General features: G+C 52.0%; 25 protein-coding genes. 19 read left to right on the top strand and 6 right to left on the bottom strand.

The annotated features are described in order from the left end of the window. Positions 1-2: 2 nt before the first annotated feature. The gene (locus BST81_RS06155) at positions 3-419 is read right to left on the bottom strand and encodes a response regulator (protein ID WP_253188101.1); all 417 of its coding nucleotides are present in this window, start codon (positions 417-419) and stop codon (positions 3-5) included. Continuing rightward, on the bottom strand, positions 416-2719 hold the full coding sequence (locus tag BST81_RS06160; protein WP_083636695.1) for an ATP-binding protein: 2304 nt from the start codon (positions 2717-2719) through the stop codon (positions 416-418). Before BST81_RS06160 ends, BST81_RS06155 begins: the two co-directional genes overlap by 4 nt. A 259-nt stretch (positions 2720-2978) precedes the next feature. On the opposite strand from BST81_RS06160, the gene BST81_RS06165 reads away from it, so the two are divergent. From BST81_RS06165 to BST81_RS06235, 14 genes are all read left to right on the top strand, one after another. Continuing rightward, entirely contained in the window at positions 2979-3470 is a 492-nt protein-coding gene (locus tag BST81_RS06165; protein WP_075597660.1) for a DUF2656 domain-containing protein, read from the top strand. Positions 3471-3550: 80 nt separating this feature from the next. Further along, positions 3551-4255 (top strand): ankyrin repeat domain-containing protein, encoded by a 705-nt coding sequence (locus BST81_RS06170; RefSeq protein WP_075597661.1) that lies wholly within the window; start codon positions 3551-3553, stop codon positions 4253-4255. A gap of 5 nt (positions 4256-4260) precedes the next feature. Next, positions 4261-4938 (top strand): HEAT repeat domain-containing protein, encoded by a 678-nt coding sequence (locus tag BST81_RS06175; protein WP_075597662.1) that lies wholly within the window; start codon positions 4261-4263, stop codon positions 4936-4938. Positions 4939-4988: 50 nt separating this feature from the next. Continuing rightward, on the top strand, positions 4989-5543 hold the full coding sequence (locus tag BST81_RS06180; protein ID WP_075597663.1) for a phycobiliprotein lyase: 555 nt from the start codon (positions 4989-4991) through the stop codon (positions 5541-5543). 377 nt (positions 5544-5920) lie between these two features. Then, entirely contained in the window at positions 5921-6781 is an 861-nt protein-coding gene (locus tag BST81_RS06185; protein WP_075597664.1) for a phycobilisome linker polypeptide, read from the top strand. Between the two features lie 278 nt (positions 6782-7059). Further along, complete coding sequence (locus BST81_RS06195) at positions 7060-7809, top strand: phycobilisome rod-core linker polypeptide (RefSeq protein ID WP_075597666.1); 750 nt, start codon at positions 7060-7062, stop codon at positions 7807-7809. A gap of 162 nt (positions 7810-7971) precedes the next feature. Continuing rightward, entirely contained in the window at positions 7972-8730 is a 759-nt protein-coding gene (locus BST81_RS06200) for a phycobilisome rod-core linker polypeptide (protein WP_075597667.1), read from the top strand. An 85-nt stretch (positions 8731-8815) separates the two neighbouring features. After that, positions 8816-9451, top strand: a complete 636-nt coding sequence (locus tag BST81_RS06205; protein WP_075597668.1) for a phycobilisome linker polypeptide — start codon at positions 8816-8818, stop codon at positions 9449-9451. Continuing rightward, positions 9451-9987: a phycobiliprotein lyase gene (locus BST81_RS06210; protein WP_075597669.1), complete on the top strand. Its 537-nt coding sequence runs from the start codon at positions 9451-9453 to the stop codon at positions 9985-9987. Before BST81_RS06205 ends, BST81_RS06210 begins: the two co-directional genes overlap by 1 nt. Before the next feature lie 125 nt (positions 9988-10112). Next, positions 10113-10736, top strand: a complete 624-nt coding sequence (locus tag BST81_RS06215; protein WP_075597670.1) for a chromophore lyase CpcT/CpeT — start codon at positions 10113-10115, stop codon at positions 10734-10736. Next, positions 10714-11079, top strand: a complete 366-nt coding sequence (locus BST81_RS06220; protein ID WP_075597671.1) for a CpeR family transcriptional regulator — start codon at positions 10714-10716, stop codon at positions 11077-11079. The genes BST81_RS06215 and BST81_RS06220 overlap by 23 nt, the downstream gene beginning before the upstream one ends. Positions 11080-11280: 201 nt before the next feature. Continuing rightward, positions 11281-12321: a phycobilisome rod-core linker polypeptide gene (locus BST81_RS06225; RefSeq protein ID WP_083636696.1), complete on the top strand. Its 1041-nt coding sequence runs from the start codon at positions 11281-11283 to the stop codon at positions 12319-12321. Between the two features lie 12 nt (positions 12322-12333). Continuing rightward, the gene (locus BST81_RS06230) at positions 12334-12663 is read left to right on the top strand and encodes a TMEM14 family protein (RefSeq protein WP_075597672.1); all 330 of its coding nucleotides are present in this window, start codon (positions 12334-12336) and stop codon (positions 12661-12663) included. Beyond that, on the top strand, positions 12660-13589 hold the full coding sequence (locus tag BST81_RS06235; RefSeq protein WP_075597673.1) for an RluA family pseudouridine synthase: 930 nt from the start codon (positions 12660-12662) through the stop codon (positions 13587-13589). Before BST81_RS06230 ends, BST81_RS06235 begins: the two co-directional genes overlap by 4 nt. Here the strand turns inward: BST81_RS06235 and psb29 are convergent. Both psb29 and BST81_RS06245 read right to left on the bottom strand, forming a co-directional pair. Then, the gene (gene psb29 / locus BST81_RS06240) at positions 13578-14318 is read right to left on the bottom strand and encodes a photosystem II biogenesis protein Psp29 (protein ID WP_075597674.1); all 741 of its coding nucleotides are present in this window, start codon (positions 14316-14318) and stop codon (positions 13578-13580) included. The two genes, BST81_RS06235 and psb29, sit on opposite strands and share 12 nt — an antisense overlap. A 92-nt stretch (positions 14319-14410) precedes the next feature. Next, complete coding sequence (locus tag BST81_RS06245; RefSeq protein ID WP_083636697.1) at positions 14411-15070, bottom strand: GNAT family N-acetyltransferase; 660 nt, start codon at positions 15068-15070, stop codon at positions 14411-14413. 287 nt (positions 15071-15357) lie between these two features. Between BST81_RS06245 and BST81_RS06250 the strand changes: the two genes are divergently transcribed. Together BST81_RS06250 and BST81_RS06255 are read left to right on the top strand one after the other, a co-directional pair. After that, positions 15358-15957, top strand: coding sequence for a superoxide dismutase (locus tag BST81_RS06250; protein WP_075597675.1), 600 nt, complete (start codon positions 15358-15360; stop codon positions 15955-15957). A 119-nt stretch (positions 15958-16076) separates the two neighbouring features. Continuing rightward, complete coding sequence (locus tag BST81_RS06255) at positions 16077-16283, top strand: hypothetical protein (RefSeq protein ID WP_075597676.1); 207 nt, start codon at positions 16077-16079, stop codon at positions 16281-16283. A 24-nt stretch (positions 16284-16307) separates the two neighbouring features. On the opposite strand, the gene BST81_RS06260 is transcribed toward BST81_RS06255, so the two are convergent. Further along, a complete protein-coding gene (locus BST81_RS06260; protein ID WP_075597746.1) occupies positions 16308-17057 on the bottom strand; it encodes a response regulator transcription factor in 750 nt (249 codons plus the stop codon). Positions 17058-17557: 500 nt separating this feature from the next. On the opposite strand from BST81_RS06260, the gene BST81_RS06265 reads away from it, so the two are divergent. The 3 genes from BST81_RS06265 (at position 17558) to BST81_RS06275 (ending at position 22545) form a co-directional block, all read left to right on the top strand. After that, positions 17558-19744 carry a cation:proton antiporter gene (locus BST81_RS06265; RefSeq protein ID WP_075597677.1) on the top strand — a complete coding sequence of 729 codons (2187 nt, stop codon included), beginning with the start codon at positions 17558-17560 and terminating at the stop codon, positions 19742-19744. Further along, positions 19744-20217, top strand: coding sequence for a hypothetical protein (locus BST81_RS06270; protein ID WP_075597678.1), 474 nt, complete (start codon positions 19744-19746; stop codon positions 20215-20217). Before BST81_RS06265 ends, BST81_RS06270 begins: the two co-directional genes overlap by 1 nt. 201 nt (positions 20218-20418) lie before the next feature. Beyond that, on the top strand, positions 20419-22545 hold the full coding sequence (locus BST81_RS06275; protein ID WP_216351230.1) for an EAL domain-containing protein: 2127 nt from the start codon (positions 20419-20421) through the stop codon (positions 22543-22545). Here BST81_RS06275 and BST81_RS06280 read toward each other — a convergent pair. Then, positions 22533-23159, bottom strand: coding sequence for a hypothetical protein (locus BST81_RS06280; RefSeq protein ID WP_216351231.1), 627 nt, complete (start codon positions 23157-23159; stop codon positions 22533-22535). The genes BST81_RS06275 and BST81_RS06280 overlap by 13 nt on opposite strands. Positions 23160-23203: the final 44 nt, after the last annotated feature.

Here is a 23203-nt window from a genome sequence, read left to right on the forward strand (position 1 = left end):
CACTACCAATCCAGAATCCGGGTAATTTGTTCCGGCAAATCCAGAGAGTTAAAGGGCTTTGTAATCACCCCACTCACCCCCAAATCATTAAACTGACGTTTTTCTGCTGTCTGGGCTTTAGCCGTCAACAGGATGACCGGAATTTTTTCAGTCTCTGGATGAGCCTGCAGCGCCTTAAAGGTGGCAATTCCATCCATATCTGGCATCATCACATCCAACAGAATCACATCTGGCTGTTCTATTTGAGCCGTTTGAATCCCAACTGGCCCGGAACTGGCCGTCAGCACATCCCAGCCCGTCACCATGCGAATACCAAATTGCACCACAGTTTGAATGGTTTCTTCGTCATCAATGATCAAAACACGTCTATTATTGGTCATCGGATGGTGACCTCCCTCCATCCCGTCAAAGCTACTCATGGCGCGTTGGGGGGCTGACGCCGGTTAGCCCCGATCGCTGGCAAGGTGAACGAAAAAGTACTCCCTCGACCTGGACTACTCTCGGCCCAAATTCTGCCATCATGCTGTTCAATAATTTTGCGACAGATCGTTAACCCCAGCCCCGTCCCTCCTTTTCTGCGGGAGTCCGACGAATCAACTTGTTGAAACCGCTCAAAAATACGTTCGAGCTGATCGGCAGGAACCCCCTGGCCTTCATCTCGAACCTGAAACACTGCTTCCGTGGGAAGATTACGGGTTTTGAGTCGGGTTGAATTTTGCTCCTGATGCAATTTTTTTTGAATTTTAGCTCCTGCCCGAGCGGATGAGGCAGATTTTGTCTGAGGCGCAGCAGCATCAGGCAGATGGGTTGCTGACCCATATTGGACCGTGAGCCAGACGGTCCCCCCTGGGGAGGAAAACTTAATCGCATTACTGAGTAAGTTGGTGAGCGCCTGCTGAATGTAATCAGCATCAGCCCAGACCATCACATCTTCCGGTTGGGTTACCAGACGCACTTCATGTTGCTGGGCCATCGCCTGCATTGCCTCCGTCGCCTGAATCATCAAATTCGCTGCATCACAGGCCTGGCGATCCATGATGACTTTACCAGACTCAATCCGTTGTAAATCGAGCACATTATTGACTAAACGCACCAGACGTTCAGTGCTCTCGTTGGCAATCCCCAGCATTTGCTGCCCATCCCCTGAGAGGGCTCCCAATCGCCCAGTTCCCAGAATCTTCAGGGCGCTATGCAGAGATGTCAGGGGCGTTCGGAGCTCATGGCTGACTACAGAAATGAACTCATCTTTCATCCGTTCAATAGCTTTGCGATCGCTGATATCACTGGTCAGAGCAAAAAATCCCTTTGTGACCGCCTGCTCATCCTGGTGCGGGATGTAGGTCACATCGACCGATCGAGAACTACCATCATGGAGCACAATTTCATTTTCATAATTCACCACGCAACCCGACAAGGTAGCCTCCACATGCACCTGCATACCTCGATAGCAGTCCTCACCCCAAATCTGTTGCAAATGTCGCCCATAAATCTCTTTGGGAGACTGCCCCAGCCAATCCCTATAGGCTTTATTGTTAAAGCGATAGCATTGCTGATCGTCCACATAAGCAATCAACACAGGCAGGGCATTTGTAATCAAACGCAATTGCTCCTCACTTTGCCTCAGAGCTGCTTCAGCTTGCATCCGATCATTAATCTCCTGCTGCAAACTGCGATTCACCTGTTTCAATTCAGCAGTCCGGACTTCTACCATTTCTTCCAGATGCTCCAGCAATTGGGCCTGGGCCAGGGCAATACTGATTTGATCTGCCAGTTGCTGCATCAGTTCCAATTCAAAGTCAACCCAGTGACGGGTTTGATTGCACTGATGGGCAATCAACAGACCCCAGAGTTGGCTTTGAGAGGCAGATTCACCTGAAGTATGAGGACTCAGGGTTTGCAGAATCGGCACAATCAACTTGGCTTTAATGTTGAATTGATCGACAAACTCAACCAGGCATTGGGCCAACCCGGCTGTCACATCATGCACATCTACGATCGCCCGCACCCGGCCCTGGGCATAGAGCTGTTGATACGCTGCGGGAAACACTTCTTCAGGAAATTCCAGATCCATCAGGGCTGGATAATCCGGCAACACGGCTTCGCTGATCGTTTTACCGGTACCATCAGGCAACACCTGGTAAATCAGCACCCGATCAGCCTGCAGAATCCGCTGCACTTCTGTCACTGTTGTATGCAAAATCTCCTTCAATTGCAGAGATTTTCGAATCTTTAAGGTCACTTCTGAAAACAGTTCAACTCGTTGCTGCTGCCGTCGCAGCTCATCATCCATCGCTTTTTTCCGATCGGAAATATCACGCAAGATCAGCAGATGGCAGTCCGGCAGGACATCCAGGGTCAAGGTATATTCCACATCCCGCGCTGCCTTTTTTCCTAGGGATAGTTGCCCTGCTGACATTAATTCCCCGCCTTGCGCCCGCTCTCGCACGGAGGGAACGGCAAACCCACCCTGCATAAAATCTGGCAGGGCATGCCCAATCAGACCCTGGCGATCCAGCCCAAACAGCTTACAGGCTGTCGCATTCAGATCAACCAGACCACCGTCATCCTGAATCAGAACGATCGCATCCTGAGCTTTCTCAAACAAAGACTGCAACAGAATTGAGCCAGTCTGCTGTTGGGCCAGCTTTTGCTTGACTGGTTTTGCACTGGTTTTGCGATCGTCAGATTTTGGGGTGGAACGAGAAGAACGTTTAGGCACCTGAGTTCAGGGCAAAGGACCTTTTCATTGTTTATCCAAACCTATCGAAAGTTCAAATTTAGTAAAGTTGATGTAGCGAAACTTAATTTTACGCAATATTTGTCCGACCAGGTTCCCGCATTCAGCCCCAGGTGAGTGGAATCTCGACATCGCTTCCCTCGACTTAAGCCATGGGGAGGCCAGTAGCCCAGTCACCGACCCTGCCCCCAATCAGGCTAAGATTCAAGATACAAATATTTATCTTGTCAAACCAGCGATCGTGAACGAGAACTATTTAGGACGCATGCTGCTCTCCCACAACTTTGATGTTGGAGGCGACAGCATTCCAGCCCTCAATCGAGAAGAATTTTTTGCCGTCTTCAGGGAGGGTCTCAATTCCCAGATCCCCTTGCAATGTCGGCTGGTCAACAACCCCCACTGGATTGTCGAAATCCGGTTCCCTTCAGATGAATTCTCCCCAGCCCAGGTGGGTCAGCTCTGTGCCCTGGCTCTGGTCGAGAAACGTCAGGCTCAGGGAGTTCCTGCAGCGGCAATGCCGGAAGTGCTGATTCTGGGGGGTCTGAAGACGACCCCACCCACCAGTGACTCGCCCGACGCGCTGCAACCCGGCGAATGGGGGGTAGATGTGGTGGAAACGACTGACGGGGCAACTTTTCTGCAAACGATCCAATGGAATACGGTAATCGCTGAGAAACCGCAGGACAGCATTTTTAAGGTGGAACTGAAGACAGACCAGGTTCTGAAGAGATAGGACGGTCCCCATTTCAGATCCTTTGTCCAGTCGTTGCCTGCAACGGCTGTCAGCTTATCCTTTCTCCCCTTTTCTCCCCTATGCCCTCCCCCAATCAAATCCTGATCCGTGCCATTATCCAAGGGGATGTGGCCCAGGTAGAAGCCCTCCTGACTGCAGGGGTAGCCGTCAATACCACGGGTGGCGTCACCCCCGTTGGAGCCAGTAACACCGCTCTGATGTGGGCAGCAGCCGAAGGACATCTGGAGATCGTGGACCTGTTGCTGGCCCACGGAGCCTCAGTCAATGAGCAAAACGACGCCCAGTATACCGCCCTCATGTTTGCTGCCGAAGCAGGCTACCGAGACATTGTTTCCATCCTGCTCGATCACAAGGCGGGGATTCACCCTCGCAACCCATACGCTGAAACCGTCCTGATGGCCATGGCTCGCCAGGGTCAAACCGACCTCGTACAGCGGTTGGTCGGGATGGGGGCGGAGGTGAATGCCAGGAATAAAATCGGAGACACCGCCCTTTACCTGGCTGTCGATCATGGTCACTCCTACACAGTCAAAGCCCTGATCGAGCTGGGCGGCGAGGTCAATACGGAAAATCTGGGAGGGTGGACTCCCCTGATGATGGCAGCGGCCCGTGGCGACCTGGAAACCATCAGCCTTTTGCTCCAGCATGGGGCAGACTTCCGCCCTCGCAATCGCTGGGGAGCAACTGCCTTAAGCGAAGCCCGCAAGTCCTTCCGCTCCCAGCAGGCCGCAGACTTATTGATTCAAGCAGGTGCAATGGAGTGAATCCTATGAATTCTAATCCCCTGGCTCATCTGGAAGCCTTACTGCGATCGGGCGCTGTAGACCAGTGCAAAGCCGCCCTGGATGAACTGGCCCAATCCCCGCCCGAACTGGCCCTCCCGATTCTGGAACGACTGGCTAGCGATCGGGACTTTCTCCGCCGTCGTTTTGCTGTCATGGGGCTGGGCAATCACCGCACCCGGGAAGCTCTGCAAATTCTGAAATCCTTACTGGACAGCGAGCAGGATGATAATGTTCTAGCCGAAGTCGCCAATTCCCTCTTCGAGTTTGGAACCGAGGCCATCCCCTTACTAGAACAATTATTTTATCGCAATCATCACTGGCTCACCCGCCAAACCATTCTCTCAATTCTGATGGAAGCCCAGCAGGATGAAATCCTGTTGGCTGTCATCCAGGAAGGGCTGCAGGATGAGGCCCAGAGTGTGAAGGAAACCGCTATTCTGGCATTAGGAAGTCTGCTGAATGGCCCCTGCCTGACGGATGCTTTAGCCCTGCTGACGGTACTGGCCCAGGCTCCCAACTGGCGCGATCGCTGGCGCACAGCAACTGCCCTCAGCCGATCGGAAGATCCCAGGGCCAGAGGACTCGTGGCCCAACTCCAACAGGATGAAAACCATTACGTGGTGGCCGCTGCCCTCGAAGCAGGGTTGCATCAAGGAGCCTGAATCGGGAGGATAGAAACGGGTTTGGTTAAAATGGCAAAACAGGACATACCATGGACGCTCTGACACACCTGCAGCAGTTTTTTGAGGCTTGCATTGGGACCTGGACCACAGAACGAACTTACCACTACCTGACCTATCAGGAGGTGGAACGATCACGGACCGAATTTCAGATCCAGCCGATCCAGACGGAGGGTAAAGCCAGCGTTCTGGTGGATAACCAGTATCCTGAGCCAGCCGATCTCAATGCCCTACCGGGATACCATCTGGATTTCGCCACCGTTTCCGAGAAAGGAGAACGGGTCAACCAATCCCTGAATATGCTGTTTGTGCCCCAGGGAGCAGAGAATGCCATTGTGGTGGGGGATTACCTGCGCGATCGGGCCTATGAAGAATCTCGACCGATCGTGTCCCAGTTTCGCTTTAACCCGGACCATCGAGAACTCCTGATGACAACCCAATATACTCAGGTGGTTTCCGTAGATTCCATTACCCTGGTCAATCCCCGACTTCGTATCCGCAAGATTCTCAATTATCGTCGGCCAACTGCAGGAGAAGCCCTGCAAGAGGTTGTTCTGGTCGGTTTTGGGGTGGAGCAGAAAAGCTAGAGGCATGGCAGACAGGGTGCATGGGTAAAACCCATACAGGCCAGGCGGAATCACCTGATCTGTAGCCCAGATGGACGCAGGATTCGGCGGGAAAAACAACCGGGATTTTGTCCAGAGTGCAGACTTATGCCATGAAAATTCATAAATCTTGACGATCAGGGCTGCCCCCTTGTACGAAGATTGATCATAACAAAGCGTATAAAGAGCCTCAAAGGCCTTATCATTGACGGGGTTGGCGTTCCCCTGCATGGGGTTCGAGTTTCAATATGAGACGAATCAATCCGGTAAATTCGATTAACCCAGGTGAATATTCTTAGGTTTCTTCACCCATTGAAACAATTTTCTTAAACTTTGTTGTTAACCAGGAGATACCGTTCATGGCTTTCGGACCAGCGTCACGTTTAGGGGTGAGTTTATTTGATGAAACTCCTCCAGTTGAGTGGGTACCCGGTCGCTCAGACGAAGAGGCCGAATCAATCATTCGCGCCGTCTATAGACAAGTCTTGGGTAATGCCTACGTGATGGAAAGTGAGCGGCTCACCGTGCCTGAGTCGCAATTCAAGCGGGGCGAATTCAGCGTTCGCGAATTTGTCCGGGCAGTGGCCAAGTCTGATCTCTATCGCTCCCGCTTTTTCACCAGTTGCGCTCGTTATCGGGCGATCGAACTGAACTTCAGACACCTGTTGGGTCGGTCCCCACTGGACTTGGAAGAAATGCGGGTCCACAGCACGATTCTGGATACTCAGGGATTTGATGCAGAAATCGACTCCTATATCGATAGTGATGAGTACCAGAACACCTTTGGCGAGAGCATTGTTCCCTACATCCGGGGCTACAAAACCGAAGCCTGCCAGAGCATGGTTCAATTTACCCACACCTTCCAACTGGTGCGGGGTGCTGCCAGCAGCAGCCTGAAGGGGGATCTGGCCGGTAAGAGCCCCAAGCTCAATTCCCTCGTCATTCAGTCCATCCCGACCCCAGTGATCTCGCCTGCCGGAGATGGGGCAACCTTCCGCAACCCACCCGTTGTTTCCCGGACCCGCTTGGGTGTGGGTGCTGGTGAAGGCGGTAAGGTCTATCGGATTGAGGTCACGGGTTACCGGGCGAAGTCCTTCAATAACATCTCCAAGTTCCGCCGTTCCAACCAGGTTTTCCTGGTGCCGTTCGATAAACTCTCCCAAGAGTACCAGAGAATCCACCAGCAAGGTGGTGTCATCGCCAGCATTACCCTCGTCTAGTCCCTGGCTCAGATCCCTCCGTTCCCTTAAAGCACATTCCTGCAGGCTATGAGCAGGGCGCTACTTGGCAAAGCCATGGCCGCTCAAATCAGGGATGGTAGCCGGATTGTTAGGGGGATCTCCCACTCAGGTCATACCCATTTCATGGTTGCAGGTGACACCCCTTTGCAGCCGAAGATTTTTTGTGGCGCACTTCCACTTTTGGATGGGTCAGCCTTGGATGGGTATGGTTTCTCAACCACTCATTTTGTTGAAAACTTTTAGGAGATCACATTTCAATGGCATCCTCTATTGGTCTTGAGTTATGGCCCGCTAGCAGTTTGGAAGAAGTTCAGACCATTATTCGGGCAGTTTATAAGCAAGTTTTAGGCAACCCCCACGTCATGGATAGTGAGCGTCTGGTGGCTGCAGAGTCCCAACTGTGCGATCGCTCCATTACCGTGCGTGAGTTTGTCCGCATCGTAGCCAAGTCTGATTTCTATCGGTCTCGCTATTTCGAGTCCTGTGCTCCCTATCGCTTTGTGGAACTGAACTTCCTGCACTTGCTAGGACGGGCTCCCCAGGATCAGCGGGAAGTGTCTGAGCACATTGTTCGCTGCGTTGCTGAAGGCTACGAGGCAGAGATCGATTCTTACATCGATAGCGTCGAGTACCAGGCTGCTTTCGGTGAGAACGTCGTTCCTTACTATCGGGGCAGAGCCAGCGAAGCCAACCCCAAACAGGTGGGTTACAATCGCATGTTTGTCCTCGATCGAGGTGCAGCACAAATCGACAGTGCCGTGAAATCTTCCCAGTTGGTCTACGCTGTAGCCAGCAACTCGGCCAACACCATTAAGCCCTCTTCGGCCACGGTGATTGGTTCAGGGACGGAAAAGCGTTTCAAGATTGTGGTGGCTGGCTCCAAATTCGACAGCCCTCGTCGCATCAGCTCAACCGAGTACATCGTTCCTGCCAGTAAAATGACTCCGCAAATTCAACGGATTAATCGGACCTCTGGCAAGATTGTCAGCATTACTGAAATTGCTTAGTGGGGGTGGGGTGGAGGTTCTCCACCCCATTTTTAATGCCTCGTTTCGATCAATTCATACCCCCTTGATGGGGCAATCTGGATCAACCCGTCATGGATCAGCGCTGCTGGTAGCCCCTCCGGCGAATCCAATTTCGAAACTTTATTTTAGGAGAACTCAGTTATGGCACTTTGGGTAGAAACAGCTTCGGTTGAATTGCGCCCCAATTCAACCGAAGACGATTTACAAGCAGTGATTCGGGCCGCATACCGCCAGGTTCTGGGCAATGCCCATGTCATGGATAGCCAACGGCTCACCAGTGCAGAGTCCATGCTCCGGAATGGGGATATCACCGTCAGAGGGTTCGTCAGAGCGATCGCTCAGTCGGATCTCTATCGGACCCGCTTTTTTGAAAGCTCTTCTCCCTACCGCTTCATTGAGCTGAACTTCAAACACCTGCTGGGTCGGGCTCCTCAGGACCAGGCTGAGATCTCTGAGCATGTGCAACTTTACAACACCCAGGGTTACGAGGCTGAGATTAATTCCTACCTCGACAGCGATGAGTATCAGGCCAACTTTGGTGAAAACACCGTTCCCTCCTACCAGGGTAGTCAGACTCAAACTGGGATCAAAAATGTTGGATTTAATCGTACATTTGCTCTGGTACGGGGTTTTGCGGCCAACGACATCGGCACCTCTGCCAAGCTGATCAGCGATATTGCTGGCAATCTCCCAACCAAAATCGCTGCACCTGCAGGGGGTTCAGGCACCTACAGCAACACAGGCAAGCGTTTCCGGGTCACGGTTACGAAGGCCAGTTATGGTCCTCGGGTCACCCAGAGTGCTGCCACTTTTGAAGTGGGCTACAACCAACTGTCCCAGAAAATTCAGAATATCCAGAAAACTGGGGGCAAAATTCTCAGCATTACTGAAGTAGCGTAGCAATAGCCTAGAGTGGTAAGGGATGCAGGGCTTATCATTGCCCTGCTAGTCCAACATAATCACCCTATATATAAGGTGCAAAATTATGGCGGCTACTGGATATGACGATCTCATACTGGTGGTTGAAGTCGCTGGTTTACAACAGCCAGCCTTACTGCCAGTGAGCAATTTCACATTCAAAGTTCCTTATCGTTCGCTCGCTCGCACCCTTGAGTCCATTCGTCGCAGGCAGGGGAAAGTCGTTAACATCACTGTTTTGTCTTCCTCGATTGCCGAGCCTGTTCCTGCTCCTGACCTGTCAGGCGCTCAGCCTTTTTCTACAGCTCCAGAGAGGGCAACCATCCTATCGGCTGGACCTTCGATCAGTGAAGTCCCCCCACCTACGACGGAAAACAATGTCCCACAACCTTCAGAGGTAGCAACTCTGGGAGCCTCGGTTTCAGCATCAGAACTCACACTTGAGTCTGAACCTATCCAGTCGTCTCCACCCGGATCCTCTTCTGAGGCGGAAGACGTTGCCTCCTCTGGGGCTGACAACCTGATTGCTACGCCACCTCCCTCGGATCACTCCGAAGGGGAGGTCAGTGACACAACCCCGGCATCGACAACTGCTGAGCCCCCGGCATTAAGCCAGTTCCTGGGAAGGTTTGGCCTGAATGAATTTTTTGCCAAATTCAAACCCAGTAAGGACAGCGATTCCGACGAAAAACCAGATTCCTGATGGACATAATCAACTTTGTTGAACGATCGATTGGGCGCTGGCGATCGCAACGCAGCGCCCATCATCTCGCTTTCCGCCATTTTGAAGCGGTTGAATCGGTCATTGATATCGTAGCCCTGGCCCTGGATGACCCGGCAGTACTTGACCTCTGCCATGCCTACAATGTAGACCCAGCAACAGCCGTCTCTCCCTTTCGGATGAGTTGGGAAGGGCAATCTGACTGGGATGAAAGTGCGGCCATGCAGGGAACCTGTGTCTTGATTCCCATTCCCGATCCGAACTCTGCCGCCAATCGTGGCAAGCTGCTTCGCGATCAGGGATACGCCGAGGAGATCGCCGCTGTGGGGGACTACCATCTCACAGCGGATGGCACCTTTGTTTTGGTGACAGCCTACGATCGAGCGGCAGCTGAAGAGAAAATCTGGTTTGTGAATCCCAATGTCCGTTGCCGGGTCTCTCTGATCAAAACCAGTGCAGGCACCGGGGTTGTCACTGCATCATTTTCTTCCGAAATTCGACAGGAGATCAAAAACTGAGCTTACTCAGGATGAATTAAAATTTCAGATTTTAACGGGCTCCAGCTCAACCGTATTTTGATGATTTGAACTTTTTGATTTGACACCTAGGTTTTCCGATCTTCAATGCAGTCATTCCCACGGCCATGATGACTACTCCGTCCGATCCTGCTGAAGTCAAATCGAGTGATTTATTCACCCTGGCCCATTGGATGGCAGGGGGATTTAGCAACTATAAACAGGCTTTTGAAAACCCTAAAAATTACGCCCATATCCACGTTTTCTTTCGTCCGTTACCCTTTGAGTTTTTCTCTGGAATCGGCTTCTATTCAGAACAGGTTTATGACTACGATCTGTGGAGTCCCTATCGCCAGGGCGTCCATCGTCTGGTGGACCAGGGGGATCAGATTTACATAGAAAACTATGGCCTGAAAGAGGCTTTTCTCTATGCCGGTGCTGCCCGTGAATTAGAGATTTTAAACACCCTTACGATCGACAAGATTGAGCGACGACACCACTGCGCCATGGTCTTCAAGCGGGAGGGAGATCTATTTCGGGGCATGGTAGAGCCCGGTAATCTTTGCTTAATTGAACGTCACAATTGTCAGACCTATCTGGTTAGCGATGTGGAAATCACAGAAACAACCTGGGTCAGCCTAGATAAAGGTATGGATGTCAATACCCACGAACAGGTATGGGGATCAACCTTTGGACCGTTGCGGTTTGAAAAACGGGAGAATTTTGCCCATGAAGTCCCCAATATCTTATAAAGCTCCCTCAATCGATCTGGAACTGACGGAAGCCAAAATGCTGCCACCTGAGGCTCAAAAAAAGATGCAGTGCTGGATTCGGAGCCGTCATTTAATTTGTTCCGGCAACTTCTTTGTGTTTGAGACCGTGGACTACAGTGCGGTTGATCGTTTTTCTGATTGTGTCACAGCTCTAGGCGGAACAGTGATTTCAGTCGATCCCGTAGACAAAATTTGGATGGGTGGTCATCGCCAGGTGCTCCTATATCGGGCTAAAGCCAGTCTCCATACCCCCTGTCATAGTCTGAAGCAATACTGGCTGAAATATGGTAGCTTTCGAACCCGATTTGACGGGCAGGATTAATAGATGTCTGGCAATTGTTGAGCCAGTTAACAGTTAAGAGTAAATTCGACTGTTTATGGTTTACTTTGTGAAGACTCCTTTGATGGATCAGCGGCTTATTCAAACCTTAAAACTGATTTAAAAGGTGATTTCAACCCATGCTTTCCGCACAGGCGTTGCATCCAACGCCACTTAAAACTTTCTATTCAGGAGATTGTTCAAATGCCTACTACATTTGTGAATCCCGTTGTGAATCCTGCAGCGAATTTGGGCGTTAGTTTATTTGATGAAACAGACCCCGTTTATTTGTGGGAATCTGCTTCAGAAGCAGATATTGAAATAGTCATTCGAGCCGTTTACCGACAGATCCTGGGCAATGCCCACATCATGGAAAGTGAGCGTCTGGCTGTTCCCGAATCCCAACTCAGACAGCGAGAATTCACCGTCCGGGAATTTGTCCGCCAGGTTGCCAAGTCAGAGTTATACCGATCTCGTTTTTTTGACCCCTGCTCCCGCTATCGGGCGATCGAGCTCAATTTCAAACATTTACTCGGTCGGGCTCCCCATCACTTTGAAGAGATGCGTCATCACAGCGCCATCCTCGATCAGGCAGGGTTTGCAGCCGATATCGATTCCTATATCGACAGTGATGAGTATCAGACTGCTTTTGGTGAGAACATTGTGCCCTATTGCCGGGGTTACAAAACCCAGGCCGGACAACCGATGCTGGAGTTCACCAATATGCTGCAACTGCTGGGGGGAGCCTGCAGTAGCGATAAAGACCTGACCTCTGGCAATAAGGCTCGCCTGACCCGAGCGCTGATTCTCAACCGGGCCTATGGGATTGAGCCAAGTCGAAGTGGCAACGATATCCTGTCGGAAGTCTTCGGCAGCGGAGCCCAACCGAGTACAACCTTACCTTTCTCCCAGCCCAGTTCTGGGGCTGAATATGCCCTGCAACAAAAATATCAAGAGCAGGCAACCTTGGTGGCAGCCCTGCAAAGCCAACTGGCTGAGCTGCGTCCCTTTGCCAGCATGGGGTCTGCCATCATCCGCCAGGATCAATTTGCCGGTGATACCTCGATAGCCCCCCTGACTTCTTCTGGTATCCGGGTCGCACCAGCAGGCAGCACCCTGCAGCGTCAGGTCGAAGAACAGGAAGCCCTGATTGCCAGTCTGCAAGAGCAGTTGGCGGAAGCCCGATCGCTGGCAGCGATCGGAGAAGCTCGTTTGAATAAGTGGCGACGACGGACCTTCTTTTAGGAGTCAATGATCATGAATCCAGGTGTAATCGCGGCGATCGTCTATGGCATCCTTGCCATTGTGGGCGGCATCATGGGTTACGTTCAGGCAAAAAGTAAGATTTCTCTCTTGGCTGGTTGTGGCTGTGGCCTGCTGTTACTGGTAAGTGCCCTCTTGCAATTTCAAGGTCAATCCTGGGGACTTATCTTTGCCGTAGCGGTGACCCTCATTCTGTTACTGGCATTTGTGATGCGATGGATCAAAACCCGCAAGTTTATGCCTGCCGGATTGATGCTGATTCTGGGCATTCCAGCGCTGGGAGTTATGATTAGCCAGATGGGGATCCTCACAGCACTCAAATGAAAACCTACACCGGCCAATGTGACGTCAGGGGCGATCGTCTTGATCGCGTTCTGGCAGAACAGTTGCCTGACCTGTCCCGCTCCCGCTTACAAAAGCTGATTGAGCAGGGGCAGGTGCGGGTGAATGGGCAGGTCTGCACCTCAAAGAAAGCGTCCATCGCGGTGGGTGATCAACTTCAGGTCATTCTGCCAGACGCAGAACCTCTGGATGTCCAGGCGGAAGCGATTCCCCTGGACATTCTCTATGAAGATGAATCCCTCCTGATTCTCAATAAGCCTGTCGGCCTAGTCGTGCATCCAGCACCAGGGCATGCCACCGGTACCTTAGTCAATGCCCTCTTGGCCCACTGTCCTAACCTGCCGGGCATCGGTGGTATTCAACGACCGGGCATTGTTCATCGCCTGGATAAGGACACTAGTGGAGCTCTGGTGGTGGCAAAAACAGACCAGGCCCACCAACATCTCCAGGCGCAACTCAAGGCTAAAACTGCCGGTCGAGCGTATCTGGGCCTGGTCTATGGGGCACCGGCAACAGTCCAAGGAACAATCCAGGCACCGATCGGACGCCATCCCGTCGATCGCAAGAAGATGGCGGTGGTGCCGGTGGAGAAAGGGGGACGAAATGCCGTCACCCACTGGCAAATCCAGGAACGGTTGGGCAATTACACCCTGCTTTACTTTCGCCTGGAAACCGGGCGCACCCATCAGATCAGAGTGCACGCTGCCCACATCGGTCATCCGATCGTGGGCGATCCTATTTATAGTTCTGGCCGCTCTGGATCACTGCACTGGAAAGGTCAGGCCCTGCATGCCTGGAAACTCAGGTTGCAACACCCGGTTTCAGGGGACTGGATCGAGGTGGTCGCTCCCCCGCCCGATCGTTTCTTCAACCTGCTCCAACGCCTGAGACGGTCATCAGGAACCTGAAGCAGCCCCATCCTGTGGCAAATCTGGAGCAAGCTCTGGGGTGGTCGTTCCGGCCTTCTCCTGAGCCCGCTGCTCTCGCTTTTTACGATCGGCCTGCAGGATATCTTCCAGCACAATCTGAGCCTGGGCGATCTTCTCCAGATTACTCCGATACAGCTCCAGATCCTTCGTCACCTTATCTTCTGGTAAATGCAGCCCTTCACAGAACTGCTTCAGCAAAGCATTTCTCTGAGCTTCCTCTTTGGTGGCCTCTGGATCGGACAATTCCAGCAGGGAATAGAGGCCGATCGCAAAGAGGCGACTATATTTGAACGGTGTGGTCTGGGCAACCCGTCCCCGTAAAAACTCCCGCAGTTCCGCCGGTTCTCCCAGAAGATCGGGCTGGCTAAATTTCAGGATCAGATCTTTAATCGGAAGCTGCTTGGCCAGCCCCTGGAGTTGCTCTGCGTCCTGGCGATACTGTTGCGGATCTGCTTCTAGAGAGCGACAGAGGGCGCTAAAAATGGAAGCCTTGTCTACCTCCGGACGGTAGAACTGCATGAAGCGATCGAAGGATGAAACAACGCCCAACGCATAGATAGGGTCGTAGCGGTAATCCACATTCACCGATAGCAGGTGCATCTCTACCATCAGTTCATCCACCACCCGACGATAAATGGAATTAATGGGCCGGGTGTGTAAGGTGTAGAAAGCGCGTTTGGTATCTGAAACAGTGCGGGCGTTAGTCACGGCAAATAATTCGACAAGTATTCAGGTGCTGTATCTTTCATTGTCCCGCCTGACGGTGATTTTTGCCAACTGAAATGCAGAGAAGGTAAAATTCAGACCCATCCTGTCCGCCCGGGCGTTGCAGGCAACACCTCTAACCATTCTTCCCACAAGATCCCATACAGAACCAGATCCATGTATTGGCCCCACTTCAGCACGGCCTGTCGGAGATACCCCTCCTGTCGCATCCCAAGCTTCTGCATCACCCGTCCTGATGCCAGATTCTGAGCAAAATGGGCGGCATGAATCCGATGGAGGTTCAAGGTCTGAAATCCGTATTGGAGTAAAGCCAGAGCCGCCTCTGTGCAGTATCCCTGCCTCCAATAGGGTTTACCCAGCCAGTAGCCCATTTCCGCACTATGGTGGTCTGGAGCCAGAACCAGACCGATCGCGCCACAGAGCTCTCCCGTCGCCTGAAGCACGATCGCCAGGCTGAGTCCCTGACCATTCGCAAAGGCTGAGGCATGGGTGTCAATCCACGCTGCTGCTGCACCATCCGGGTAGGGATGGGGAATCGTCAGGGTCATGGCAGCGATTTCCCGTTCTCCAGCCAACCTTTGCACCGTCGCCGCATCAGCCAGACTGAACGGACGGAGGATTAAACGGGACGTGTAGAGGGTTGGCACCTGGGGAGCCCCCCGTGACGGTTCTGAACCATCATTTGGCCAGAGGGCAACAATTTCAGTCAGGTTGAACGCAGACTGGATATTCATAACTGAACAACATCGATCCGAGGGATAGGATACACTTATATTACACTTGTAATACCCTCTCCCCCGACATCACTTCATCCAACAGCAGGAGTCTATGGGAGGAAACCCCGATCGATACCCTGCTCTCTAACCAACGCGCGACGTTTTGGAACAGGTTTTAAGCTAGAATTCTGGTGTTAAATTCTGTTTCTCCGCCCCCTGAAGCTTTTTAGGACGGAAAAGCAGTATTGATTGAGTTTCAGAGTCTTTAAGTTATTACCTGCAAGCAGCTAGGAGAGTCGAACACAATGGCTTTTGAACTGCCTCCTTTACCCTACGATTACAATGCGCTGGAACCTCACATGTCTGCAAAGACTTTTGAGTTTCACCATGACAAGCACCATGCCGGTTATGTGAATAACCTGAACAACATGGTCAAAGACACCCCAATGGCTGATCAATCTCTGGAAGAGGTTATCCGGGAAGCCTTTGGGGACGCAACTAAAGTAGGCGTCTTCAACAACGCAGCCCAGATCTGGAACCATACTTTCTACTGGAACAGTATGAAGCCAGGTGGGGGTGGGGCTCCCACCGGGGCGATCGCCGACAAGATCAATGCCGACTTCGGCAGTTTTGATAAGTTCAAGGAAGAGTTCAAGAATGCCGGGGTGACTCAATTTGGCAGCGGTTGGGCCTGGTTAGTCCTGCAAAACGGCACGCTGAAAGTAACCAAGACTGCGAATGCAGAAAACCCACTGGTTTATAACCAGATCCCTCTATTGACGATGGATGTCTGGGAACACGCCTATTACCTGGATTATCAGAACCGTCGTCCTGATTTTGCCCAGGCTTTTATTGATTCCATGATCAACTGGGATTTTGTGAATCAAAATCTGGTGGCTGCATAAGGGTAGCGCAGGGTTTCCCAGTTGCTCTGACATTTGTTATCAGGCCAAAACTTCCACCGGGGCACGGCTAGCCGTGCCCCGGTCCTTATCTAAACCTACACCCAGAGGAAGCATCCCCCATGAATAGCGAAGACTTAGCCAGATACATGGAAGCAACAGATAGCATCCATAAGCCATGGATGCTACTCCAATTGCGCCTGACCAAACTGCAGGAAAGACGGGCAACGATTTCGCCCGATGAGTATGAACTTGAGGTCGCCGATCTGCATCGCGATTTGATGAAATTGGGAGAATGGTGGGTCGGCAGGGAAGATGAGGTTTTTTAAGGGTGTGATGTATTACAGCCCTCCCTATTCCACGATCGTGGACTCTATACCCTCATCTGCCGTAGACTCCACCGTGCTAGGCAACTCCAGACAATAACCCGCACCGTAAACCGTTTTGATATAGCGGGGATGGCGAGGATCGGGCTCCAGCTTAGTTCGCAGGTGCCGCACATGCACCCGGATGGTTTCAATATCATCGTCAGGATCGTAGCCCCAGACCTCTTTCAAGATCTCACTGGGAGAAACTGTCTGGCCATGGCGCTGTAACAGGCAATGCAGCAGTTCAAATTCCAGGTGAGTCAGTTTCACCGTCTTATCAAACCAGATCGCTTCAAAGCGCTCCGGCACTAGCGTTAAGGGACCGTAATTAAGAATTTCACTATGTTTAGCCGCTCGGGGAATCCGATCGGTCCGCCGTAAAAGAGCCCGCACCCGGGCCAGCATTTCTTCAACCTCAAAGGGCTTGGTGAGATAGTCATCTGCTCCTGCATTAAACCCCTCTACCTTATCCTGGGTCTGCCCCAGAGCTGTGAGCATGAGAACAGGGATATCAGCGGTGCGCTCATCCCGTCGCAGTCGTTGACAGACTGTAAACCCATCTACTTTAGGAAGCATCAGGTCCAGCATAATCAGGTCAGGCTGGAGTTGGAGTGCCAGAGCCTGACCCTTGATCCCGTCGGGAGCTTGACTGACGTCGTAACCGGCCATCTCCAGATTGACGGCTACCATCTCCGAAATTGCAGGATCATCGTCGATAACTAGAATCCGAGGCATCATTAAAGAAGAATATCTGCGTAAGGTCGTAAACGAACAGTCTTGCCAAAGCGAGATTAAGATTTGCTACGTTTTTCTTGCAAATCAAAAGAATACTAAACAGATTATAAGCAAGGAATCTAAATTCTTATTTAAATCTGAAAATCTTCTCTGCCTCTTAACCTCCATATAAATGTCTTGAATTTGATCATTAGATAGAGTTTGAGTCAGATTGCCTTAGCTTTTTGGTCTTACACTAAGGAGTTGACTGTAAGCAGGGGAGCCTAGTAGTCTTTGCGGGCTAAAGATTATTTTGAAAATATTGTCAATGGCTCTAGGCCAGGAGCAGGTTAAAAGTTCGATTTAGCCCTGTCATTGTACTGCTTCCCTGAAGGGGGATAGCGGGAGTCTCCTGAGTTAAGACAGCCCTACAGCCAGATCAATCCCAGGCTGGTGTGAGAGCCACCCCTTGATTTGTTCATGAGTTATCCATTCAGAAGCTAGCGCCCGTAGAAGCATCCATGTCAACAATCGTCATTGTTCTGGTTGAAGTTCTAGTAATCATCACTTTTTCCAGGCTGGTAGGATTTGGCTGCCGCTGGCTAAAACAGCCGCTAGTGATTGGTGAAATCCTGGCCGGAATTATGTTAGGTCCCTCTTTGCTGGGGCTGATTTCTCCAGACCTGGCTTCCGCTCTTTTCCCAGCAGAAGCGGTTCCCTTCTTAAATGTCCTGTCCCAGGTGGGGTTAATCTTCTTCATGTTCCTGATTGGCCTGGAACTGGACCCCAAATATCTGAAAGGCCAGTTAGAAATAGCCATCCTCACCTCCCATGTCAGTATTCTGGTGCCCTTTTCCCTCGGCACCTGTCTGGCCTTGCTGCTCTATCCTCTGGTTTCTAATGGGGCCGTATCCTTCACAGCCTTCACCCTCTTCCTGGGAGCGGCCATGTCCATTACCGCTTTCCCCGTGCTGGCCCGCATTATCACCGAAAACAATTTGCAGGGCACCCGATTGGGCACCCTGGCCCTGACCTGTGCTGCGGTAGACGATGTCACAGCTTGGTGCCTGCTGGCTCTGGCGATCGCGGTCACCCGCACCAACAGCATGGTCGATGCCTTACCCACCATGGTCTATTCGATTCTCTACATTGGCATCATGGTGACGATGGGACGGCAATTGCTCAAGCGTCTGGCCACCCATTATGAACGAACCGGCAAGCTGACCCAGTTTGTGATCGCCGGGATCTACGTCGGGGTGGTTGCCTCTGCCCTGATTACCGAGATCATCGGAATTCACCTCATTTTTGGGGCCTTCCTGCTGGGGGCGATTATGCCCAAGCATGCGGGTCTGACCCGGGAACTGGCTGAAAAGACTGAGGACTTTGTCCTGGTGTTTTTACTCCCCATCTTCTTTGCCTATAGCGGTTTACGCACCCAGATTGGCCTGTTGAATAGCCTGGAGCTCTGGTTACTCTGCGGGGCTGTGCTGGCAGTGGCGATCGTCGGTAAGTATTTCGGCACCTATGCCGCAGCCCGCGTTTGCGGCCTGGAGAATCGGGAAGCTTCGGCTCTGGGTTGGCTGATGAACACCAGGGGCCTAACCGAGCTGATTGTCCTGAATATCGGCCTCAGTCTCAATGTGATCTCACCGCTCCTGTTTACCATGCTGGTGATTATGGCGCTGGTCACCACATTTATGACCTCACCCTTGCTGGAATGGACCTATCCCAAGCAACTGATCCGGCTGGACATGCAGGAACCCGATACCATTACCCCCAACTATCGCGTTCTGGTACCGATCTCAAACCCGGCCACGCAGAAAGGGTTGGTGCAATTGGGAGTCGCGATCGCCTTCAATCACAACCTGCCCAGCACCAGTCCCCAATCCGCCGTGGTCCATCCCCTCAGCCTGATTGAACCCGAAGAAGACTACGCCTTCCAGAGCATGCCCGCTGAGATGGAGCGGCTCATTGCCGACCAGCATCGTCGGATCGAAGACCTGATCCAGAGCCTGGAACCCCCACCTGTCCGCAAGCTGGTCCATCCGATCGTGAGCGTTTCCAGCGATGTGGCCCGGGAAACAGCCCGGATCGCCGAACTGGACCAGGCCAATCTGATTCTGGTGGGGTGGCATCGGCCTGCCTTCAGCCAGAATCGTCTGGGAGGACGAGTCGGACAAATCTTGAGTCTGGCCCGGGTGGATGTGGCAGTGTTTGCTGATCGGGGTCGGGAACGCCTGGAAAACCTGATGGTTCCCTATGCCGCCAATGTGCATGATGATCTGGGGTTTGAGCTGGCTCTGAGATTATTGATTAACGATCAGTCCCGCCGGTTAACCGTCCTACGGGTAGAATCTCCTGGCCATCCGATCGACGAACTGGGGTACGAATTTCGCACCACCATGGACCAGCTCCCAGTTAGCGTGTGCGATCGGATTACCATTTCCCTGATGCATGCCGAGGATCCGATCCATGCCGTCATCGAAGCCTCAGCGGCTGTTGACCTGACCATCGTTGGAGCCAGCCGAGAGTGGGGGCTAGAACGTCAAACCCTGGGTCGCTCTACCGATCAGCTAGCTATTCATTGCCAGTCATCTCTGCTGATCACCCGCAAGCATAGCCCGGTGACTTCCCATCTGGCTTCTGCCCTGATTGGCAGTCACAATCCTATACCTTCTCCCCAGACTGACGCCGGAGTAAAGACCTGATGAACCACTTAAAACCCCAGTCTCTCCTCTTCTACGGAGTTGCCATCGGCTCTGTGGTCATTCTGTTCAGTGTTGTCACTGCCTATGGGGAAGCTAATCTCAAAGCCCCGCTTCAAGTAAATGGCCGCTATCGATTTGCAGCCAAGGCCCTGCCCCCCTGCGCCAAAGGCAATGGAGTTCTGTTCCTACAACAGTCGGGCATTTATCTCAGTGGCTCCCTGATTCCAGAAACAGCCACGCCGCAGCAGGTCGCGATCGCCCAGGAAAAACCTGCCCTGCAAGGGCGGTGGCAGGAAGGCAAGATCTTGTTGAGTGGTCCTGCCGATCGGAGCATCTGTGAGGGGCAAATCCTGACCTTTCAAGGTACAGTTGCAGCCTCCCGATTCCAAGGTACCCTGACCCTGGGCCTGGAAAAGTGGGATTTTGTAGCAGAGCAGGAAAAACCTGAGGTAAAACCAACCACGGGCCATTGATGCCAACAGGGTTGGGGATAGGGTAGATCTACACAAGTTCTTCATATTTATGGCCTAGATTAAGGGGTTACAGCAAACGATCCTGAGTTTCAGACTTCCCTGTGTCCTCTTGATTAACCTGGACAACCAGATCGCCCAATGAGCCTCCTGCAAGTAAAGTCGTGCTCTCTGAAACAACGTCTGATCCTGGGCATGGCAGCCATGCTGCTTCCATTGCTGGGGTTAGGTATCGGAACATACGTCTGCCTTGAAGAAATTGTCCAGAATTTTGAACATACGGCCAGAGAGGCAGAACTAGAAACATTACCCATTACCCGTCTTCAAAGATTACTGGTGCAGTCCTCCATCCCCCTTCACGATACTCTGGCAAACGGGGACAGCCGGGGGCGCGATCGTTTTCTGAAACTGAGTCAGGAGATCAACGAGCTTTTTATTGAGATTCGTCGGACCTCTTTTGATAAGTCCCAGGAAAAGGTTTTAGTCCAGATGGCCTATCAAGAGTGGCAAGAAATCCAGGCATTAAGTGTCGTTCTGTTCAACCACCAGCAAAATCCTCAAGTTCTGCAAGCTGATCTGCAACGACTCACCCATTGCCTGGAAAAGTCAGTCCAATTAATGGATCAGGTTTACACCATTGCCCATCAAGAGATAGCAGAGAACCTGGCCCAAGCCCAGACCGTCAAACAGCACGGATATCTGATCATCGCCACTGTTTTCAGTCTGGGCTTAGTGATCGCAGTCTCTGTCGCGCTCCAATTGGCCCGTTCGATTTTGCAACCTCTCCAGGCTCTGAAGGAAGGAATTCATCATTTTGGTCAAAATCAGTTAACCCACCGCATTCCAGTCTCTCAAGCAGACGAATTGGGTGAGCTGGCCAACACCTTTAACCTGATGGCAGTCAATCTGGAGCAGAGTCAACAAACGCTGAAAAACCTGATTAATCTGGATACCCTAACCCAATTGCCTAATCGAGCTTGCTTTCTGGAACGGTTAGCGGAAGCAGTAGACAGAACGCAACAGGATGAAAATTTTTTGTTTGCCGTACTGTTTATTGATCTCGATCGGTTCAAACTGATCAATGACAGCCTGGGCCATCCAATTGGTGATCAGCTTTTGCTAGCTGTCGCCGATCGTCTGAACCAGCAGATGCGGAATGAAGGGACTGTAGCTCGTTTGGGCGGTGACGAGTTTGCGATTCTGCTCCACAACATCACAGAGTCGGAAGAGGCCATCCATCTTGCAGACCGAATTAAAGCGGATCTGGCAAAACCTTTCCATCTGAGTGGCCATCAAGTATTTATTTCAGCCAGCATTGGCATTGTTCTGGGCAACCAGAAATATACCTGGCTGGATGATCTGCTACGGAATGCCGATATCGCCATGTACCGGGCCAAAGCCAATGGCAAAGCCCGCTATGAGATCTTTGATGCCAGTATGCATACCCAGGCTGTTCAGCGTCTCCAACTGGAAACCGATCTCCGATGGGCGATCGAACGAGAAGAGTTAGAGGTGGTTTACCAGCCGATCGTAGCCTTGAAAACCAGACAACTGATGGGCTTTGAAGCCCTAGTACGATGGCATCATCCAGAACAGGGATCCATCCCTCCCAGAGAGTTTATTCCGATCGCGGAAGAAACGGGTCTGATCATTCCCCTGGGTCTTTGGGTGCTCCGGGAAGTCTGTCAGCAGGCCAGGATTTGGCAAACTCAAGTCCTCAAAGCTCCTCAAAACAGTCTTGATTCCTTCATCGTCAGTGTTAATCTATCGGTCAAACAACTGATGCAGGCAGATCTGGTTGATCAAATTGCCCACATTCTGCAAATCACTAACCTGTCGGCATCCAACCTCAGGCTCGAACTAACCGAAAGTGCCTTACTCGAAAATAGCTGCTTCAGCCGCACCTTACTGTTTCAACTCAAAGCCCTGGGCGTATCCTTAGCCCTGGACGACTTCGGTACTGGATATTCTGCCCTGAGTTATTTGCATAATCTTCCGATCGATACCCTCAAGATCGATCGCTCGTTCATCCACCAAATCACCTTTGATTTGAAGCATCTAAAAATTGTCCAGGCCATGTTGATGCTGGCCAAAGCCCTTAATATCAATGTTATTGCGGAAGGCATTGAAACCGCAGAACAGCATCTCTACCTCAAGCGGCTGCAATGCAAGTATGGACAGGGGTTTCTATTTTCACCTCCCCAGAATGCCAAAGCCGCTGGCGCTATAATTACAGGGGCCAGTCTGAGCAACAGCAGAGTGGCAAGCACCAGAAAAGGGGGGGTGCAACGCAAACGTGCTCCTATCTTGTACGGCTATCAACGTTTCTGAGTCAGGCGCAAGATATAGGGATGCAGGTTCGTTTTGCTGTAAGACCCAATCCAGATCTGGTAAGTACCCGGTAGCCATTGGCCCGCAATTCCCGGGTTTTTGCCTCGGAAATCATCATTACACCAGGTTCCCCCCGGACCTTTAATCACCAGGGTGGTATCTTCGGGAGCCTGAACCTGCAGGCTGAGATAATTCAAGAAACTGGTCAGAATCAGGGTATGGCTGGGCTTGGTACCCACAAACCCCACACAGGGACCATTCGTGGTCTCAGAGCGACCAGCCACCTCTGGTGCCGGAACAGTGCCACCACCAACCCCCCGCAATTCGGTTGGGTCTGGAGAGAGGCGGGGACCGATCGTGAGGGTGATACTTTCAAACATCGATCGCTGATTCACCTGAGCCTGAGCTGGGGAAGCAGCAAGCCAGCAGGAGCCAGCCAACAGCAGAATGGCCCACAGAAAAGCTGACCAGCCTCGCATTGGATCGACCCAGGTTGAATAGCTCTGGTGTCGAGGGGCTTGCCAGGGGTACGGGCCTCTTTCCCCCTCAGGGCGATTTTCCGAAATCGGGACGGCCAGAGGCATCAGAGATGAAGGATGAAGGCAGTCACGCATAGTCGCGGGTAGGACAGAGATAAGGTCATCCCCTATAGGACGGC

It is taken from the genome of Leptolyngbya sp. 'hensonii', from assembly GCF_001939115.1.
Lineage (GTDB): Bacteria > Cyanobacteriota > Cyanobacteriia.

Bases quoted from the DNA above. Each gene is read 5' to 3' on its own strand.
- BST81_RS06195 (WP_075597666.1), top strand. From the start codon at position 7,060: ATGGCATCCTCTATTGGTCTTGAGTTATGGCCCGCTAGCAGTTTGGAA.
- BST81_RS06230 (WP_075597672.1), top strand. From the start codon at position 12,334: ATGAATCCAGGTGTAATCGCGGCGATCGTCTATGGCATCCTTGCCATT.
- BST81_RS06235 (WP_075597673.1), top strand. From the start codon at position 12,660: ATGAAAACCTACACCGGCCAATGTGACGTCAGGGGCGATCGTCTTGAT.
- BST81_RS06245 (WP_083636697.1), bottom strand. From the start codon at position 15,070: ATGAATATCCAGTCTGCGTTCAACCTGACTGAAATTGTTGCCCTCTGG.
- BST81_RS06260 (WP_075597746.1), bottom strand. From the start codon at position 17,057: ATGCCTCGGATTCTAGTTATCGACGATGATCCTGCAATTTCGGAGATG.
- BST81_RS06255 (WP_075597676.1), top strand. From the start codon at position 16,077: ATGAATAGCGAAGACTTAGCCAGATACATGGAAGCAACAGATAGCATC.
- BST81_RS06210 (WP_075597669.1), top strand. From the start codon at position 9,451: ATGGACATAATCAACTTTGTTGAACGATCGATTGGGCGCTGGCGATCG.
- BST81_RS06220 (WP_075597671.1), top strand. From the start codon at position 10,714: ATGAAGTCCCCAATATCTTATAAAGCTCCCTCAATCGATCTGGAACTG.
- BST81_RS06205 (WP_075597668.1), top strand. From the start codon at position 8,816: ATGGCGGCTACTGGATATGACGATCTCATACTGGTGGTTGAAGTCGCT.
- BST81_RS06280 (WP_216351231.1), bottom strand. From the start codon at position 23,159: ATGCGTGACTGCCTTCATCCTTCATCTCTGATGCCTCTGGCCGTCCCG.
- BST81_RS06180 (WP_075597663.1), top strand. From the start codon at position 4,989: ATGGACGCTCTGACACACCTGCAGCAGTTTTTTGAGGCTTGCATTGGG.
- BST81_RS06185 (WP_075597664.1), top strand. From the start codon at position 5,921: ATGGCTTTCGGACCAGCGTCACGTTTAGGGGTGAGTTTATTTGATGAA.
- BST81_RS06250 (WP_075597675.1), top strand. From the start codon at position 15,358: ATGGCTTTTGAACTGCCTCCTTTACCCTACGATTACAATGCGCTGGAA.
- BST81_RS06175 (WP_075597662.1), top strand. From the start codon at position 4,261: ATGAATTCTAATCCCCTGGCTCATCTGGAAGCCTTACTGCGATCGGGC.
- BST81_RS06275 (WP_216351230.1), top strand. From the start codon at position 20,419: ATGCTGCTTCCATTGCTGGGGTTAGGTATCGGAACATACGTCTGCCTT.
- BST81_RS06270 (WP_075597678.1), top strand. From the start codon at position 19,744: ATGAACCACTTAAAACCCCAGTCTCTCCTCTTCTACGGAGTTGCCATC.
- BST81_RS06225 (WP_083636696.1), top strand. From the start codon at position 11,281: ATGCCTACTACATTTGTGAATCCCGTTGTGAATCCTGCAGCGAATTTG.
- BST81_RS06200 (WP_075597667.1), top strand. From the start codon at position 7,972: ATGGCACTTTGGGTAGAAACAGCTTCGGTTGAATTGCGCCCCAATTCA.
- BST81_RS06155 (WP_253188101.1), bottom strand. From the start codon at position 419: ATGAGTAGCTTTGACGGGATGGAGGGAGGTCACCATCCGATGACCAAT.
- BST81_RS06170 (WP_075597661.1), top strand. From the start codon at position 3,551: ATGCCCTCCCCCAATCAAATCCTGATCCGTGCCATTATCCAAGGGGAT.
- BST81_RS06265 (WP_075597677.1), top strand. From the start codon at position 17,558: ATGTCAACAATCGTCATTGTTCTGGTTGAAGTTCTAGTAATCATCACT.
- BST81_RS06215 (WP_075597670.1), top strand. From the start codon at position 10,113: ATGATGACTACTCCGTCCGATCCTGCTGAAGTCAAATCGAGTGATTTA.